Annotated in this window: 18 protein-coding genes; 9 read left to right on the top strand and 9 right to left on the bottom strand. The window is 66.1% G+C overall.

Going from position 1 to position 15,542, the window contains the following annotated elements; genetic code table 11:
- Window positions 1-10: 10 nt before the first annotated feature.
- Window positions 11-910 (bottom strand): NAD kinase, encoded by a 900-nt coding sequence (locus tag IP91_RS23415; RefSeq protein WP_145652530.1) that lies wholly within the window; start codon window positions 908-910, stop codon window positions 11-13.
- Window positions 911-1,201: 291 nt separating this feature from the next.
- Between IP91_RS23415 and IP91_RS23410 the strand changes: the two genes are divergently transcribed.
- The 3 genes from IP91_RS23410 (at window position 1,202) to gloA (ending at window position 3,362) form a co-directional block, all read left to right on the top strand.
- A complete protein-coding gene (locus IP91_RS23410; protein ID WP_145652528.1) occupies window positions 1,202-1,468 on the top strand; it encodes a hypothetical protein in 267 nt (88 codons plus the stop codon).
- A 6-nt stretch (window positions 1,469-1,474) separates the two neighbouring features.
- Window positions 1,475-2,791 carry a PQQ-dependent sugar dehydrogenase gene (locus IP91_RS23405; RefSeq protein WP_145652526.1) on the top strand — a complete coding sequence of 439 codons (1,317 nt, stop codon included), beginning with the start codon at window positions 1,475-1,477 and terminating at the stop codon, window positions 2,789-2,791.
- A gap of 160 nt (window positions 2,792-2,951) precedes the next feature.
- Window positions 2,952-3,362 carry a lactoylglutathione lyase gene (gene gloA, locus IP91_RS23400; protein WP_145652525.1) on the top strand — a complete coding sequence of 137 codons (411 nt, stop codon included), beginning with the start codon at window positions 2,952-2,954 and terminating at the stop codon, window positions 3,360-3,362.
- 71 nt (window positions 3,363-3,433) lie between these two features.
- On the opposite strand, the gene IP91_RS23395 is transcribed toward gloA, so the two are convergent.
- The 5 genes from IP91_RS23395 to IP91_RS23375 form a co-directional block, all read right to left on the bottom strand.
- Window positions 3,434-4,735, bottom strand: coding sequence for a TolC family outer membrane protein (locus tag IP91_RS23395; RefSeq protein ID WP_145652523.1), 1,302 nt, complete (start codon window positions 4,733-4,735; stop codon window positions 3,434-3,436).
- A gap of 80 nt (window positions 4,736-4,815) precedes the next feature.
- A complete protein-coding gene (locus IP91_RS23390; protein WP_145652521.1) occupies window positions 4,816-5,139 on the bottom strand; it encodes a rhodanese-like domain-containing protein in 324 nt (107 codons plus the stop codon).
- Window positions 5,140-5,146: 7 nt separating this feature from the next.
- Entirely contained in the window at window positions 5,147-5,800 is a 654-nt protein-coding gene (locus tag IP91_RS23385) for a protein-L-isoaspartate O-methyltransferase family protein (protein WP_145652519.1), read from the bottom strand.
- 142 nt (window positions 5,801-5,942) lie between these two features.
- Entirely contained in the window at window positions 5,943-6,584 is a 642-nt protein-coding gene (locus tag IP91_RS23380) for a TetR/AcrR family transcriptional regulator (RefSeq protein WP_229474891.1), read from the bottom strand.
- A 103-nt stretch (window positions 6,585-6,687) separates the two neighbouring features.
- Window positions 6,688-6,909 (bottom strand): hypothetical protein, encoded by a 222-nt coding sequence (locus IP91_RS23375; protein WP_145652517.1) that lies wholly within the window; start codon window positions 6,907-6,909, stop codon window positions 6,688-6,690.
- 119 nt (window positions 6,910-7,028) lie between these two features.
- Between IP91_RS23375 and IP91_RS23370 the strand changes: the two genes are divergently transcribed.
- From IP91_RS23370 to IP91_RS23360, 3 genes are all read left to right on the top strand, one after another.
- Window positions 7,029-8,270, top strand: coding sequence for a DUF445 domain-containing protein (locus IP91_RS23370; RefSeq protein ID WP_229474889.1), 1,242 nt, complete (start codon window positions 7,029-7,031; stop codon window positions 8,268-8,270).
- 61 nt (window positions 8,271-8,331) lie between these two features.
- Window positions 8,332-8,589 (top strand): YkgJ family cysteine cluster protein, encoded by a 258-nt coding sequence (locus IP91_RS23365; RefSeq protein WP_145652513.1) that lies wholly within the window; start codon window positions 8,332-8,334, stop codon window positions 8,587-8,589.
- Window positions 8,586-9,248 (top strand): GNAT family N-acetyltransferase, encoded by a 663-nt coding sequence (locus IP91_RS23360; protein WP_145652511.1) that lies wholly within the window; start codon window positions 8,586-8,588, stop codon window positions 9,246-9,248. Before IP91_RS23365 ends, IP91_RS23360 begins: the two co-directional genes overlap by 4 nt.
- Before the next feature lie 21 nt (window positions 9,249-9,269).
- Here the strand turns inward: IP91_RS23360 and gudD are convergent, their stop codons facing one another.
- On the bottom strand, window positions 9,270-10,598 hold the full coding sequence (gudD, locus tag IP91_RS23355; RefSeq protein ID WP_229474887.1) for a glucarate dehydratase: 1,329 nt from the start codon (window positions 10,596-10,598) through the stop codon (window positions 9,270-9,272).
- A 199-nt stretch (window positions 10,599-10,797) separates the two neighbouring features.
- Window positions 10,798-11,118, bottom strand: coding sequence for a hypothetical protein (locus tag IP91_RS23350; protein WP_145652507.1), 321 nt, complete (start codon window positions 11,116-11,118; stop codon window positions 10,798-10,800).
- A 281-nt stretch (window positions 11,119-11,399) separates the two neighbouring features.
- Here IP91_RS23350 and IP91_RS23345 point away from each other — a divergent pair, with 281 nt between their 5' ends.
- Window positions 11,400-12,233 (top strand): undecaprenyl-diphosphate phosphatase, encoded by an 834-nt coding sequence (locus IP91_RS23345; RefSeq protein ID WP_145652505.1) that lies wholly within the window; start codon window positions 11,400-11,402, stop codon window positions 12,231-12,233.
- A gap of 18 nt (window positions 12,234-12,251) precedes the next feature.
- A complete protein-coding gene (gene recQ, locus IP91_RS23340; protein ID WP_145652503.1) occupies window positions 12,252-14,075 on the top strand; it encodes a DNA helicase RecQ in 1,824 nt (607 codons plus the stop codon).
- Between the two features lie 20 nt (window positions 14,076-14,095).
- Here the strand turns inward: recQ and trmB are convergent, their stop codons facing one another.
- Window positions 14,096-14,776 (bottom strand): tRNA (guanosine(46)-N7)-methyltransferase TrmB, encoded by a 681-nt coding sequence (gene trmB, locus IP91_RS23335; protein WP_145652501.1) that lies wholly within the window; start codon window positions 14,774-14,776, stop codon window positions 14,096-14,098.
- Between the two features lie 256 nt (window positions 14,777-15,032).
- Here trmB and IP91_RS23330 point away from each other — a divergent pair, with 256 nt between their 5' ends.
- Window positions 15,033-15,536: a hypothetical protein gene (locus IP91_RS23330; RefSeq protein WP_145652499.1), complete on the top strand. Its 504-nt coding sequence runs from the start codon at window positions 15,033-15,035 to the stop codon at window positions 15,534-15,536.
- Window positions 15,537-15,542 lie beyond the last annotated feature (6 nt).

Raw genomic sequence — 15,542 nt, 5'->3', positions numbered from 1 at the left:
AGCCTTCTCGTTAAATTTTGCCGTCCGTGGACGGGTATTCGTTCCAGTGCAGCTTTTCGCGCAGCGTGTTGTAGTAGCTCCAGCCCTGCGGATGGAGGAACGTGATCGTGTGCGGCGAGCGGTGGATATGGATCGTGTCCTGCGGCATCAGGCTGGTGAACGTCTGCATGTCGAAGTTCACCGTGATGTCGCGGCCGCGCTTGATCTCGATGACGATCTCGCTGGAATCGGGCAGCACGATCGGCCGGTTCGACAGCGCGTGCGGCGCGATCGGCACCATCACGATGCCGCCCAGCGTGGGATGCAGCAGCGGGCCGCCGGCCGACAGCGCATACGCCGTGGAGCCGGTGGGCGTGGACACGATCAGGCCGTCCGACCGCTGGTTGTACATGAAGTGGCCGTCGACATCGACGCGCAGCTCCACCATGCCAGCGCCGGCGCCGCGCGAGACCACCACATCGTTGACGGCCAAGCCGACGTGGATGACCTGCCCGTCGCGGAGCACGCGCCCTTCCAGCAGCGCGCGGCGTTCGGCCTTGTGGGTGCCGGCCAGGATGCGGCCCAGCACGGGCAGCATGCCGTCCAGCGGGATATCCGTCATGAAGCCCAGCCGGCCCTGGTTGATGCCGATGAGAGGCACGTCGAACGGCGCCAGCTGGCGGGCGATGCCCAGCATGGTGCCGTCGCCGCCCATCACGATCGCGCAGTCGGCCTTCTCGCCGATGCCCTGCGCGCTCATCGCCGGGATTCCCGGCATGTTCAGGTGCGCCGCCGTGTCCGTTTCAAACACCACGTTGTAGCCGCCCTGCTGCAGGAAGCCCAGCACGTCGCGCACGGAATCCTCGATGCCCGCCGTGTTGGGGCGGACTACCAGGGCGATCGTGTTGTAGATGACGGGCTTGGCGGGCATAAAGGGCTCTTCGGTTCTGGACGGTGGGGGCGATGGCTTGCAAAGGGAGGCAACCGGGCGAAGCGTACCGCAAATTACGGTTTCCTTCGCCATTGTAGTGCGACCTTCCGTCGAGCCCCGTCTCCCGTTCGGAAACGAAAATGGCGACATAATTAACTGTATGTTTGTCCAGTATAACGGTCCCATGGCGCGTTGTGCAAGAACCGCCCTCACCTCGCTGCCAAGCGCGCGACTGCCTGAGGGCGGAGCCGATAAGATGTGATTCAGTCAAGTTTCCAGGAGAACCGCACCATGACCGAGCCGAATACCAAGGACCGCCAGGTCAACACCAACGTCCATGTCGACGACACGGCCGGCAAGCGCCTGCCGCACGAGCGCGACGAATCGCCGCAGGGCGCGCAGAACCAGCCGGACCGCACCCGCATCGAACAGGCCGGCCGCGATATCGAGAGCGGCATGGTCGATACGGATGCGCGCGAGCAGCGCGGCATCCAGAAGCCGCCGCCGGCCGATGGCGACGTGCAGGCCGATCCGCTACCCGTCATCAAGAAGGACTGAGCCGCCATGAAGAAATCCGTCATTGCCCTTGCCGCCCTTGCCGCCCTGTCAGCCAGCGGCGCCGCGCTGGCCCAGACCGGCCAGTATCCCGCTGGCTGGGGCCCGAATCCCAAACTGCCGGAGCCGGAAAAATCGCTGATCCCCACCGTCAACGTGGCGTCCACCGACGTCTGGCAGGGCAATGACAAGCCGGTGGCCGCGGCCGGCTTCACGGTCACCGCCTATGCGCGCGGCCTGGACCATCCGCGCTGGCTGTACGTGCTGCCGAACGGCGACGTGCTGGTGGCCGAAACGAATGCGCCGCCGAAGCCCGAGGACAGCAAGGGCGTCAAGGGTGCGATCATGAAGCACATGCAGAAGAAGGCCGGCGCCGTGACGGAATCGGCCAACCGCATCACGCTGCTGCGCGGCCTGGATGCCAACGGCGCGGCGCAGACCCGCACCGTGTTCGCAAAGAACCTGAACTCGCCGTTCGGCATGGTCCTGGTGGACAAGGATTTCTACGTGGCGAATGCCGATGCCGTGGTGCGCTTCCCGTATGAAGAGGGCAAGACGGCGCTGGCGGCGGCACCCGTGAAGGTGATGGCCCTGCCCGGCGGCCCGATCAACCACCACTGGACGAAGAACATCACGTCCAGCCCGGACGGCAAGTTCCTGTACATGACGGTGGGCTCGAACTCCAACGTGGCCGAGAACGGCATCGACAAGGAAGAAGGCCGCGCCGCGATCTGGCAGCTGGAACGCGCCACGGGCAAGTCGCGCCTGTTCGCCACCGGCCTGCGCAACCCGAACGGCATGGCCTGGGAACCGAAGACGAAGACGCTGTGGACCGTCGTCAACGAGCGCGACGAGCTGGGCAACGACCTGGTGCCGGACTACCTGACGTCGGTGAAGGACGGCGGCTTCTACGGCTGGCCGTACAGCTGGTATGGCCAGCACGTGGATGCGCGCGTCAAGGAGGGGCGGCCGGACCTGGTGGCGAAAGCCATCGTGCCGGACTACGCGCTGGGCGGCCACACGGCCTCGCTGGGCCTGGCCTTCTATGACGGCAAGCTGTTCCCCGCCAGCTACCAGGGCGGCGCCTTCATCGGCCAGCACGGCTCGTGGAACCGCAAGCCGTTCAGCGGCTACAAGGTGGTGTACGTGCCGTTCGCCGACGGCAAGCCGTCCGGCCCGCCGCAGGACATCCTGACCGGCTTCCTCAGCAAGGACGAGAAGGCGAAAGGCCGTCCCGTTGGCGTGGCGGTGGCCAAGGATGGCGCGCTGCTGGTGGCGGACGACGTGGGCAATATGATCTGGCGCGTGGCCCCGGCCGGCAAGTAGGCCTGCACCTGGCGGCAGGCCGCCCTCTGCGGCCCGCCGCGAAAGCGCTTACAATTGCAACTTCGGTGCAACGGGAGTTCACAAGCACCGCCCGCGCTGCTGCGGGCCGATCGCTGCCGGGCTCCCGTCGTACTTTCTTCGCAATCACGAAAGCTCACACATGCGCATCCTGCACACGATGCTGCGGGTCGGAAACCTGCAGCGCTCCATCGACTTCTACACCAATGTGCTCGGCATGAAACTGCTGCGCACCAGCGACAATCCCGAGTACAAGTACACGCTGGCGTTCGTCGGCTACGGCAACAATCCGGACCATGCGGAACTGGAGCTCACGTACAACTACGGCACCGACCGCTACGACATGGGCAATGCCTATGGCCATATCGCGATCTCCACCGAGAACATCGTGCAGGCCTGCGAGGCGGTGAAGGCGAACGGCGGCAACGTCACCCGCGAGCCGGGCCCCGTCAAGGGCGGCACCACCGTGATCGCCTTCGTGAGCGATCCGGACGGCTACAAGATCGAGCTGATCGAGCGCTCGTTCGACGCGGCCGGCGGCGGCCTGCGCTAAGCGTCACGGCAGCAAAGAAAAACGCCGGCCATGCAATCGCGGGCCGGCGTTTTTTCATGCGCTGACGGCGATCAGTTGGTCAGCAGCGCATTGATCGGTGCCAGGTCCTCTTCGCGCAGCGTGCCGGCGGCCGCCTTCAGGCGCAGGCCGTTCATGATGGTGTCGTAGCGCGCCTTCGACAGGTCGCGCTGCGTCGAATACAGCTGGCGCTGGGCGTTCAGCACGTCGATATTGATGCGCACGCCCACCTGGTAGCCCAGCTTGTTCGACTCGAGCGCCGAATTGCTGGATACCTCGGCCGCTTCCAGCGCCTTCACCTGCGCCAGGCCGCTGCTCACGCCGAAGTAGGCCTGCCGGGCATTCTGCGCGGCGGCGCGCTTGTTCGCTTCCAGGTTGTTGCGGGCCTGGTCTTCCAGCGCGATCGTCTCGCGCACCCGGCTCGTGACGGCAAAGCCCGAGAAGATCGGCACGTTCCAGGTCACGCCGACCGAATTGCCGCGCTGGACGCCGACCACCGGCTGGCTGTCGCGCACGGCCGATGCCGTCAGGTCCACCGTCGGCAGGTGGCCGGCGCGGTTGCGGGCGATCTCGCGGGTGGCGATTTCCACTTGCAGGCGCTGCAGCGCCACGCTGAAGTTGTCGTTCTCGGCCGCCGAGATCCACGGTTCGATATTGGCCGGCTGGGGCGGCGCGATCGTCACGCCGGCGCGCAGCGTGGCCAGCGTGGCCGGCGCCGTGCCGATGATCTGCTGCAGCGCCGAGCGGGTGACTTCCAGCGAGTTGATCGCGGCATATTCCTGCGCCACCACCAGGTCGTACGCGGCCTGCGCCTCGTGCGTGTCGGTGATGGTCTGCGTGCCGACCTCGAAGTTGCGCTTGGCGGAGGCCAGCTGTTCGGTGGTGGCGGACTTCTGTGCCTGGATCGAGGCCAGGTTGTCCTGCGCCGTGAGCACGTCGAAATAGGCCTGGGCCACGCGCACCACCAGGTCCTGCTGGGCCTGGGCGAACACCACGGAGGCCTGCATCTGGGCCAGCTTGCTCTGCTCGTACTGCTGCCACGAACCCCAGTTGAACAGGGGCTGGGTCAGGGCCAGCGTGTAGCGGTTGTCGTGCGTGTCGACATCGCCGCGCGGCTGGTTCGGCACGCGGCTGCTGCCATCCGTGCGGGTATGCACGCCCTGCAGTCCCACCTGCGGCAGCAGCAGCGAGCGCCCCTGGATGCTCCGTTCCTGCCCCGCCGTGAGCGCATTGCGCGCGGCGGCATAGGTGGCATCGTTGGCCAGCGCCTGCTGGTACACCTGGATCAGATCGGCGGCCTGGGCATCGAACGTGACGGCGCCGGCCACCAGCAGGGCGATGAGGGGTCTCTGCATTGCATTCTCCGTTTTGGACAGGACTACATTCTTATTGGTCTTGCTGCACTACCCGGACTGCTTGTCGAACCGTGTCTCTTTCAGTACTTCGGCATCGATTCGTCGACCTGCAGCGCCCAGGCATGCACGCCGCCGGTCAGGTTGCTCAGCTTGCCGAAGCCATGGCGTTCCAGGAACGCCGCCACCTGCAGGCTGCGCGCGCCGTGGTGGCAGATGCAGACGATTTCCGCATCTTCGTCCAGGTCGTCGATGCGCGCCGGGATCGACTGCATCGGCATCAGCTGCGCACCTTCAATATGGCAGGTCTCGAATTCCCACGGCTCGCGCACGTCCAGCAGGAAGGGTTTGGCACGGCTGTCGTCGGCCAGCCAGGCCGCCAGTTCGGGCGCGCTCAGTTGCTGCATGGCGGCCTCAGAACGTGAAGTGGGAAGGCGTGAGCGCGGCCTGCAGCGGCTTCACGTCCGTTTCGAACAGCTTCTTGGTGTCGTAGCCGTGCTCGCCCGTGCGGGTGACCAGGTGCGCCGACATGACCGGCGATTCGCCGATGATCGCCAGGATGCGGCCGCCCGTCTTCACCTGCTGCAGCACGCTTTCCGGCAGCACCGGCAGCGCGCCGGCAAACACGATCACGTCGAACGGGGCGCCCTTGTCCCAGCCCTGCGCGCCGTTGCCCAGTTCCACGGTGACATTGGTGACGCCGTTCTGCGCCAGGTTCTTCTGCGCGATGTCCTTCAGGGCCGGATCGATTTCCACGGCCGTCACGTGGCGGGCGCGGTGCGCCAGCAGCGCGGCCAGGTAGCCGGTGCCGGCACCGACCAGCAGCACGTTCTCATGCTTCTTCACTTCCACGTCCTGCACGATGCGCGCTTCCAGTTTCGGCGTCAGCATCGCGGTGCCGCCCGGCAGCGGGATGGCGGTGTCGGCGAACGCCAGGGTGCGGGTGGCTTCCGGTACAAAATTCTCGCGTTTTACGACCATCAACAGATCGAGGATATCGGTGTCCAGCACATTCCACGGGCGAATCTGCTGTTCGATCATATTGAAGCGGGCTTGTTCGATATTCATCTTGGTACTCGGTGAAGGAATAGGAATCCGACATTTTATCGTTGAACTGGTCAGGGCGGGATATTAACGATAACGGCGGAGGCTGGCGGAAAATTGCGACAGTCTGCAGTTTGGCAGGGTTGAAACGGCGGATTTCGCGCGGTCAGCCGGCGGCCATGCCGCGCCGTACCAGTTCCAGGTAGGTGTCGAGGAACACGTCCGGCTCGACCTGGCTGCCGCAGGGATCGAAGCTGTGCGCCCACAGCATGAGCATGATCACGGGCGCCGTCAGCACGCGCGTCATCACGTCCGGATCGACGGGCGCGAACTCGCCCCGCTCGATGCCGCGCCGCACGATCGAGGACAGCAGTGCATGGCCACGCGCGATTACCTCGTCGTTGTAGAACTGCGCGATTTCGGGGAAGTTGCCCGCTTCGGCCATGATCAGCTTGGCCAGGCCGGAGGCCCGCGTGGCGGCCACGTCGGTCCACCAGCGGCGCAGCATGGTGCGCAGCAGCTCGGAACAGGAGACATCGTCGGCAGCGGCCACATCGCTTTCGGCGCGGCCGATGACCTGCACGATGTTCTCGCGAACGACAGCCTTGAACAGCTCCTGCTTGTTCTCGAAGTACAGGTACAGCGTACCCTTCGACACGCCGGCGCGGCGCGCCACGTCTTCCAGGCGGGTGGCGGCGTAACCACGGTCCACGAACAGGTCCAGCGCGGCGGACAGCAGCTCGTGCGGGCGGGCATCCTTGCGGCGCTCCCAGCGCGGTTTCGGTTCGGCGGGCATCGGCTGGTTCATGTCGGCAATCATCAGTAACTTACTTACAAGTCATTAAATGATAGGCCTGCTATAAGGCAACGTCAAGGAAGCTTGCAATTGGAAAGCCTCGCCAGTGCAGGATTCAAGGCCGGTGCGTCACCCGGCTGCGCTCCGGATGGGCGGAGAAATCGGCACCGCGCCGCACCGTTTCCAGCTGCCCGGCCGGGAAATCCTGCTCGTGCTCGCCATCGTCGTCGTTCCAGCGGCAGCGGATGTCGCCGCCCTGGATGGCCACGACGATCATCTTCTGGTGCCAGCCGATCGGCCGCACCAGGTCGCCTTCCTTCGGTCGTTCCCGGTCCATGGTGTCTCTCCTTTGCGCCGATGCTAATCCAGCCGCGCCCCGGGCGACGTTCGCTGCCGCACGGAATAGCCCCGCACGCTGGTTCATCATTGCAACCAGACCAACGCCGGGAGACCACCTTGCCGCACCGCGATCCACGCCAGCGCCTGCGGCGCATCCGCCTCATCGCCACCTGCCTGCTGGCCGCGATGGCCGCCCTGTTCGTGGCCGCGCGCCTGCTGCAGCCGGGCTATCCGTGGCTGGGCTTCGTGGCCGCGTTTGCCGAGGCCGCGATGGTGGGCGGCCTGGCGGACTGGTTTGCCGTGACGGCGCTGTTCCGCCATCCGCTCGGGCTGCCGATCCCGCACACGGCCATCATCCCCCGCAACAAGGACCGCATCGGCGCCAATATCGCCGAATTCCTCGAACACAATTTCATCACGCCGGACGTGGTGCGCAGCGAGCTGCAGGACATCGACCTGGCCGGCGTCGCGGCGCGCTGGCTGGCGGACGAGGCCAACAGCCGCGCGGTGGCCGAACGCATCGTGGGCACCATCCCGGCCGTGCTGAACATGGTGGAAGACCGCGATGCGGCCGCCTTCGTGGGCGGTGCGCTGTCCTCCAGCCTGAAGGATGTGCGGCTGGCCCCCGTGCTGGCGCAGGTGCTGACGGTGCTCGTCTCCGGCCGCCAGCACGTGCGGCTGCTGCAGAAGGTGCTGGGCCTGGTCGCCCACGCGCTGGAAGAGAACCGCGGCTACATCCGCCAGAAGGTGCACGAGCACAGCCCGAAGTGGATCCCGCGCATGGTCGACGAAAAATTCTTCGAGCGGCTGATGGACGGCATCGGCAGCATCCTCGACGACATGGCCAACGAGGACGGCGCATGGCGCCAGCGCTTCCAGCTGCTGGTCGAGGAACTGATCGACAACCTGCAGCATTCGCCGGAGTACGAGGACAAGCTGCGCGCGCTGCTGACGCGCGGACTGGAGCATCCACTGTTCCGCGCCTACGTGGCCGAGGTGTGGACCGACCTGCGCGAGCGCCTGCTGAACGCCGGCGCCTCGCCCGAGTCGCGCCTGCTGCTCCGGGTGCAGGATGCAGTGCGCATCTTCGCCAATGCGCTGGCGCAGAACGAGCCCGTGCGCATCAAGCTGAACGACTGGCTGAAGGGCTTTGCCGCCGAGGCAATCGTCGAGCGGCGCGGCCTCATTGTCGCCGTGGTGCAGAAGGTGATCGACAAGTGGGATGCCGAGACCGTCTCGGCGAAGCTGGAGCAGCAGGTGGGCAGCGACCTGCAGTTCATCCGCATTAGCGGCACGCTCGTGGGCGGCGTGGTGGGCGTGCTGCTGTATTCGGTGTCGCTGCTGCTGGGGGCGCATTGAGGCGCTGACGCGGGCCAGCGGAGTAAAATGCGCGGTTTCCCGCCGTCCTTCCATTGTTCCCATGAACTGCCGCGACCATTGCGGTGCCTGCTGCACCGCGCCTTCCATCACGAGTCCCATTCCCGGCATGCCGGACGGGAAGCCGGCGGGCGTGCGCTGCATCCAGCTCGACGATGCCAATCGCTGCCGCATCTTCGGCAAGCCGGAGCGGCCGAAGTTCTGCGGCGGGCTGCAGCCTTCCGGGGAGATGTGCGGGTCCAGCCGCGAACAGGCGATCCGCTGGCTGGATGCGCTGGAGAAGATGACGGCGCCGGCATGACCACCCCGCCCACCGTCGACCTCGCTCTCCTCGAACGCTGGCTGGCCTGCTGGAGCCTGGCGCGCGGCTTGCCGTTGCCGCGCCGCGAAGATGGCGGTCTGGTGGTCGACGTGGGCTGGTCCGGGCAGTTGCGACGGCATGTTTTCGTCGATGCCGGGCCGGCGTTGCAGGCCTGCGCGGCGGGTATCGATGCGCCGTTCGTGTATCTGAAGGCCGCGGTCATGCCGCAAGCGTTGCGCGACGCGTTGCCGCATCGGTGGGTGCTCGAACAGCCCCGTTACCTGATGCATCGGGCGGAAGCGATGAGCGATGGGCAAGCGATCGACGGCACTGCACCGGCCGGCTATACGCTGGTGGCCGAGCGGGAGCATGGCGCCGCGGTGCTGCGCCTGGCCGATGCCGATGGCATGACGGCAGCATCGGGCCGCATCGTGCTCAACAGCGGCACGGCCGTGTTCGACCGCATCGAAACGCATGCGGCGCACCGGCGCCGCGGCCTGGCACGGGCCCTGATGTTCGCGCTGGATGCGCGGACCGCGCAGGCCGATGTCCGCGAGCGGCTGCTCGTCGCTACCGAGGCGGGACGCACGCTGTACGAGCGTCTGGGCTGGCGGGTGCTGGCGCCGTATTCAACCGCCGTGCTGCCGGCCGGCGCCTGAACACCTGCCGGCAGCACGGACTCAGCGCACCAGGCAGGGCCGCTTGCTGTCGAACGTCCAGCCAGGGATCAGGAACTGCATCGCCATCGCGTCGTTGCGCGCGCCCAGGCCTTCCTTCAGGTACAGCTGGTGGGCCTTTTCCACTTCCACCATGTCCAGCTCGACGCCCAGGCCGGGCTTCTTCGGCACGTCGACCAGGCCGCCGCGGATCTGCAGCGGCTCCTTCGTGAGGCGCTGGCCGTCCTGCCAGATCCAGTGCGTGTCGATCGCCGTGATCTGGCCCGGCGCGGCGGCGGCCACGTGGGTGAACATCGCCAGCGAGACGTCGAAGTGGTTGTTCGAGTGCGAGCCCCACGTCAGGCCCCATTCATGGCACAGCTGCGCCACGCGCACGGAGCCCTGCATCGTCCAGAAGTGCGGGTCGGCCAGGGGAATCGTCACGGCCTGGAGCTGGATCGCGTGGCCCAGCTCGCGCCAGTCGGTGGCGATCATGTTGGTGGCCGTCGGCAGGCCGGTGGCGCGGCGGAACTCGGCCATCACCTCGCGGCCCGAGTAGCCGTTCTCGGCGCCGCACGGGTCTTCCGCATAGGCCAGCACATCGCCCTTGTCGCGGCACAGGCGGATCGCATCCTTCAGCAGCCAGCCGCCGTTCGGATCGAGCGTGACGCGCGCGTCGGGGAAGCGCTCGGCCAGCGCGGTGACGGCCTCCATCTCTTCCTCGCCGCGCAGCACGCCGCCCTTCAGCTTGAAGTCCTTGAAGCCATAACGCTCGTAGGAGGCCTCGGCCAGCGCCACCACCGCTTCCGGCGTCATGGCCGTTTCGTGGCGCAGGCGGCCCCAGGCGTCCACGGCATCGGGCTCGCTGTTGTAGGGCAGATCCGTCTTGCCCTTGTCGCCGATGAAGAACAGGTAGCCCAGCATGGGCACCTGCTCGCGCTGCTGGCCGTCGCCCAGCAGCGCGGCCACCGGCACCTCCAGGAACTGGCCCAGCAGGTCGAGCAGCGCCGATTCGATCGCCGTCACGGCGTGGATGGCGATGCGCAGGTCGAATGTCTGCAGGCCGCGGCCCCCGGCGTCGCGGCTGGCGAAGGCAGTGCGCGCCGCGTTCAGGATGGCGTTGTAGTCGCCCACCTTGCGGCCGACGATCAGCGCTTCGGCGTCTTCCAGCGTCTTGCGGATCGCCTCGCCGCCGGGCACTTCGCCGACGCCCTGCCGGCCCGAACTGTCCGTCAGGATCAGCAGGTTGCGGGTGAAGTAAGGCGCATGGGCACCGGACAGGTTCAGCAGCATGCTGTCGCGGCCGGCAACGGGAATGACGCGGACGGCGGTGATCACGGGGGTGTCGTTCATGGTTTCTTTCATGGCTATGCACTGGAAATGCGGTTCGGAGAGCGCAGGGCAACTCTGGCCGCAAACGGTCACTAATATTTTAGTGGCTAGTTTAGACCATTCGCCGTGGTATCGCTATCAATCCGATGATCGAATCAAAAATGGCGCAGATGAAAATGGCGCATCACTGATGCGCCATCGGCATGACCAGCCTGATCGGCTAGGACGACTGCCGCTCCCAGCCCCGCCAGCAATACGAAATCATCTGGATGGCGGCCAGCGTGCCGAGCGGTACGACGGCCAGCAGCGGAAAACACATCCACAACGTGACCGAGCGCGCCCAGCCGTGCGCCCGGCGTGCTCCCCAACCCAGCACGAGGTGCAGCAGCATGGCGGCCCCCAGCATTGCGACCGCCCACCAGCTAGGCGACGCCGTTTCCGGCACCATGACCAGCAGGAGCATGGCCAGCAGCGCATACCAGACGGCAAAGCCGGCATGGCCGCGGGCGGTTTTCAGATGGGCTGGGGTGGATGGTTTCATGGCGGGCTCCAGATAACGGTGGGAGACCATTTTTGTTCGCCTGAAAATTTTTATTTTTGACAAGAAGCATCATCGTCCGCGTTAGCGTGGAAACAACAACGTTGCCATTTACCCCTTCCTACGCAACAAGCGAGCCTTTGCGCCTTAACGATGACTTAATTGCATGAAAAATTGCATTATCCAGCGCCAAACGGCCGAGCAGCGCGGCTGGCGCGCGCCCCCTCGTGGTAAGCTTCGCCGGTTTTCCTCCATGCATCTTCCCTCACTTCATCACTGACACAATGGATATCGTTCTCGCGTTGAAAGCCCTCATCATGGGCCTGGTCGAAGGGTTTACCGAATTCCTGCCCATCTCCTCCACCGGCCACCTGATCCTGGCTGGCAGCCTGCTGAACTTCACCGGCGAGAAAGTGAAAGTGTTCGAGATCGCCATCCAGGGCGGCGCCATGCTGTCCGTGATCTGGGAATACCGCGTCAAGATCGGCAACGTGCTGGCCGGACTGGGCCACGACCCGAAGGCGCGCCGCATCATGCTCAACGTGATCATCGGCTTCCTGCCGGCCGCGATTCTGGGCTTCTGCTTCAACGGCATGATCAAGGAATCGCTGTTCGCGCCGGTACCGGTGGCGACCGCCTTCATCGTCGGCGGCTTCATCATCCTGTGGGTGGAGCGCCGTGCGCGCGTCAATCCCGTGTCGGTGCGCGTGCAGTCGGTGGACGACATGACGCACCTGGACGCGCTGAAGGTCGGCTGCGCCCAGGCGTTCGCGCTGATTCCCGGCACCAGCCGCTCGGGCGCCACGATCATCGGCGGCATGATGCTGGGCCTGTCGCGCAAGGCCGCCACCGAGTTCTCGTTCTTCCTGGCCATCCCCACGCTGCTGGGCGCCACTTTCTACTCGCTGTACAAGGAACGCGCGCTGCTGTCGGCCGCCGACCTGCCGCTGTTCGGCATCGGCACGATCTCGGCATTCGTTTCCGCCTTCCTGTGCGTCCGGTGGCTGCTGCGATATATCAGCTCGCATGACTTCACCATCTTCGCCTGGTACCGTATAGTGTTCGGTCTCGTGGTGATTGCCACGGCCTACACCGGTACCGTGACCTGGGCGGAGTAGCAACCTTAGAAGTTATCAATGGATCAACTGGACCTCAGTCAACGCGCCCTGCACCTGCTCGAATCCGTCTTCGGCTATTCCGCGTTCCGCGGCCAGCAGGCCGAGATCGTCGAGCAGGTCGCCAATGGCGGCGATGCGCTGGTCCTGATGCCCACCGGCGGCGGCAAGTCGCTGTGCTACCAGATCCCGGCCCTGCTGCGCGACGGCGTGGGCGTCGTCATCTCCCCGCTGATCGCGCTGATGCAGGACCAGGTCGATGCGCTGGCCGAGGTGGGCGTGCGCGCCGCCTTCCTGAACTCCACGCAGACCTGGGAAGAAGCCGCCCGCATCGAGCGGATGGTGCGCACCGGCCAGCTCGACCTGGTCTACATCGCGCCGGAACGGCTGATGACGCAGCGCTGCTTCGACCTGCTGCAGGATTCGAAGATCGCCCTGTTCGCCATCGACGAGGCGCACTGCGTGTCGCAGTGGGGCCACGATTTCCGGCCCGAATACATCAAGCTGTCGGTGCTGCACGAGCAGTTCCCGGGCGTGCCGCGCATCGCGCTGACGGCCACCGCCGACCAGCAGACCCGCGCCGAGATCGCCCACCGCCTCGACCTGACCAATGCGGCGCAGTTCGTGTCGTCGTTCGACCGCCCGAACATCCGCTACGCGATCGTCGAAAAGACCAACGGCCGCAAGCAGCTGCTGGACTTCATCACCGCCGAGCATCCGGGCGACTCCGGCATCGTCTACTGCCTGTCGCGCAAGAAGGTGGAAGAGACGGCCGAGATGCTGAATGAAAACGGCATCCGCGCCCTGCCCTACCACGCCGGCATGGACTACGCGAAACGGGCCGACCACCAGGCGCGTTTCCTGCGCGAGGAGAACCTGGTGATGGTGGCGACCATCGCGTTCGGCATGGGCATCGACAAGCCGGACGTGCGCTTCGTCGCCCACCTGGATCTGCCGAAGAGCATCGAAGGCTACTACCAGGAGACGGGCCGCGCCGGCCGCGACGGCATGCCGGCCAATGCCTGGATGGCCTACGGCCTGCAGGACGTGGTGCTGCAGCGCCGGATGATCGATGAATCCGAGGCCGACGAGGAATTCAAGCGCGTCCTGGGCGCCAAGCTGGATGCGATGCTGGGCCTGTGCGAAACGCTGTCGTGCCGGCGCGTGCGCCTGCTGGACTATTTCGGCGAGCCGTCGACCCCGTGCGGCAACTGCGACACCTGCCTGATTCCTCCCGTGTCGTTCGACGGCACGGTGCCGGTGCAGAAGCTGCTGTCGACCATCTACCGCGTCGACCAGCGCTTTGCCGCCACGCACGTCATCGAGGTGCTGCGCGGCGTGGAGACGGACCGCATCCGCACCTGGCACCATGCCGACCTGTCCGTGTTCGGCATCGGCGCCGACCGCAGCGAGCAGGAATGGCGCGCCATCCTGCGCCAGGTGATCGCGCTGGGCCTCGTCACCGTCGACCACGAGCAGTACAGCTCATTGAAGCTGACGGATGCGGCGCGCCCGGTGCTGAAGGGCGGCCAGAAGGTCCAGCTGCGCCAGTACCAGAAGCCGGTGAAGGCCAAGCGGGCATCGTCGTCGCCGAAGGGCTATGTGGAGATGGACCTGAGCAGCGCAGAGCAGATGATCTTCGAGCGGCTGCGCGCCTGGCGGATGGGCGCGGCGCGCGAGCACAATGTGCCGGCGTACGTGATCTTCGTGGATGCGACCCTGCGCGAGATCGCCAAGGCCCGCCCCACGTCGCTGGACGACCTGCGCGGCGTGTCCGGCGTGGGCGAGAAGAAGCTCGCTTCCTATGGCGACGAGATCGTCCGGCTGATCATCGACCTGACGTAACCCGTGAACATCGGGGATTCTTACTTCTTGGTGAACACCAGATCCCACACGCCGTGGCCCAGCTTCAGGCCCCGGTTCTCGAACTTGGTCAGCGGCCGGTACGCCGGCTGCGGCGCATAGCCTTCGGCCGTGTTCTGCAGGCCTTCCTCGGCCGACAGCACTTCCAGCATCTGTACCGCGTAGTCTTCCCAGTCCGTTGCCAGGTGCAGGTAGCCGCCCGGCGCCATCTTCTGCACCAGCAGCTTCACGAACGGTGCCTGGATCAGACGGCGCTTGTTGTGGCGTGCCTTGTGCCACGGGTCCGGGAAGTAGATGTGCAGGCCGGCCAGCGAGCCGTCCGGGATCATGTTGTTCAGGACCTCGACGGCATCGTGCTGGATCACGCGCAGGTTCGAGAGCCCTTCCTCGCCGATCAGTTTCAGCAGGCTGCCCACGCCCGGCGTGTGCACTTCCACGCCGATGAAATCCTTCTCCGGCATCAGCTTGGCGATGTGCGCGGTGGTCTGGCCCATGCCGAAGCCGATCTCCAGGATCACCGGCGCCGTGCGGCCGAATGCCTGGGCATAGTCCAGCGGCGCCTTGGTGTACTCGATCGCGTACTGCGGCCCCAGCTCGGCCAGGGCGCGTTCCTGCGCGGTGGACAGGCGGCCGGCGCGGGTGACGAAGCTGCGGATACGGTGCTCGGTAGGATCGTAGAGCATGGACCGCGCGGGGCCCTTCGGTGGGGTTTCGGAAGACATGGTGAACGCTTGCTGAAAAAGACGGCGATTATATCAGCCGCCCCCGGCTGCCCCCAGCCGCTCCGCTTGCCGATTCACTGGCCAATTCCCGTCCGCTCGTTCGGCGCTCATCCACAGCTCTTTGGCCGCGCATTGATCAACTCCCTGGCCGATCCCGGTCGCCTCCCCCGCCGCCGCCTGCGATAATGGCGCCCTTTACCGAAACGGAAAGCCGTCCATGGCGCAAGCGCTGAACATCGTCATCATCCTGGTCGCGCTGCTGGCGCTGTACTACCTGCTCAAGACACGGCCGCAGCCCGCCGCACGGCCGGGCCACCCGGCCGCCGGCGCCTACACGCCCGTGCCGGATGGCGAACCGGCGCATCACTGGTCGGATGCCGGCCGCTTCGAGCTCGAAGTGGCGGGCGAATCGCGCTACCGCGACACGATCGCCCGGCTGGCCGGCGCTCATGGCGAAGCGAAGGCCGATGCGCGCCACCCGGCCCTGCTGCTGCCGGACGACGTCAACCCGTACGAGGACAAGGCGGTGGCCGTGTTCCTGTCCGGCGAGATGGTGGGCTATCTGGCGCCGAAGGATGCGCTGGCGTTCCGGGCGCTGCTCAAACGGCACGAACGGGAAGGAAAGCTGACATCGGCGGAAGGCGCCGTGCGCGGCGGCGGCCTGTGGGAAGGCAAGCGCCTGGCCTATTCGGTGTGGCTCGACGTGCCGATGAAGGACTGAGGCAAA

It is taken from the genome of Pseudoduganella lurida, from assembly GCF_007830455.1.
Lineage (GTDB): Bacteria > Pseudomonadota > Gammaproteobacteria > Burkholderiales > Burkholderiaceae_D > Rugamonas > Rugamonas lurida.
The sequence above is the reverse complement of the archived record's forward strand: the minus strand, read 5'-3'. Positions and strand labels throughout refer to the sequence as shown.

What these genes read in the sequence shown, in the direction of transcription:
- IP91_RS23415 (WP_145652530.1), bottom strand. Translation starts at nt 910, where the DNA reads ATGCCCGCCAAGCCCGTCATCTACAACACGATCGCCCTGGTAGTCCGC.
- IP91_RS23410 (WP_145652528.1), top strand. Translation starts at nt 1,202, where the DNA reads ATGACCGAGCCGAATACCAAGGACCGCCAGGTCAACACCAACGTCCAT.
- IP91_RS23405 (WP_145652526.1), top strand. Translation starts at nt 1,475, where the DNA reads ATGAAGAAATCCGTCATTGCCCTTGCCGCCCTTGCCGCCCTGTCAGCC.
- gloA (WP_145652525.1), top strand. Translation starts at nt 2,952, where the DNA reads ATGCGCATCCTGCACACGATGCTGCGGGTCGGAAACCTGCAGCGCTCC.
- IP91_RS23395 (WP_145652523.1), bottom strand. Translation starts at nt 4,735, where the DNA reads ATGCAGAGACCCCTCATCGCCCTGCTGGTGGCCGGCGCCGTCACGTTC.
- IP91_RS23390 (WP_145652521.1), bottom strand. Translation starts at nt 5,139, where the DNA reads ATGCAGCAACTGAGCGCGCCCGAACTGGCGGCCTGGCTGGCCGACGAC.
- IP91_RS23385 (WP_145652519.1), bottom strand. Translation starts at nt 5,800, where the DNA reads ATGAATATCGAACAAGCCCGCTTCAATATGATCGAACAGCAGATTCGC.
- IP91_RS23380 (WP_229474891.1), bottom strand. Translation starts at nt 6,584, where the DNA reads ATGAACCAGCCGATGCCCGCCGAACCGAAACCGCGCTGGGAGCGCCGC.
- IP91_RS23375 (WP_145652517.1), bottom strand. Translation starts at nt 6,909, where the DNA reads ATGGACCGGGAACGACCGAAGGAAGGCGACCTGGTGCGGCCGATCGGC.
- IP91_RS23365 (WP_145652513.1), top strand. Translation starts at nt 8,332, where the DNA reads ATGAACTGCCGCGACCATTGCGGTGCCTGCTGCACCGCGCCTTCCATC.
- IP91_RS23360 (WP_145652511.1), top strand. Translation starts at nt 8,586, where the DNA reads ATGACCACCCCGCCCACCGTCGACCTCGCTCTCCTCGAACGCTGGCTG.
- gudD (WP_229474887.1), bottom strand. Translation starts at nt 10,598, where the DNA reads ATGAACGACACCCCCGTGATCACCGCCGTCCGCGTCATTCCCGTTGCC.
- IP91_RS23350 (WP_145652507.1), bottom strand. Translation starts at nt 11,118, where the DNA reads ATGAAACCATCCACCCCAGCCCATCTGAAAACCGCCCGCGGCCATGCC.
- IP91_RS23345 (WP_145652505.1), top strand. Translation starts at nt 11,400, where the DNA reads ATGGATATCGTTCTCGCGTTGAAAGCCCTCATCATGGGCCTGGTCGAA.
- recQ (WP_145652503.1), top strand. Translation starts at nt 12,252, where the DNA reads ATGGATCAACTGGACCTCAGTCAACGCGCCCTGCACCTGCTCGAATCC.
- trmB (WP_145652501.1), bottom strand. Translation starts at nt 14,776, where the DNA reads ATGCTCTACGATCCTACCGAGCACCGTATCCGCAGCTTCGTCACCCGC.
- IP91_RS23330 (WP_145652499.1), top strand. Translation starts at nt 15,033, where the DNA reads ATGGCGCAAGCGCTGAACATCGTCATCATCCTGGTCGCGCTGCTGGCG.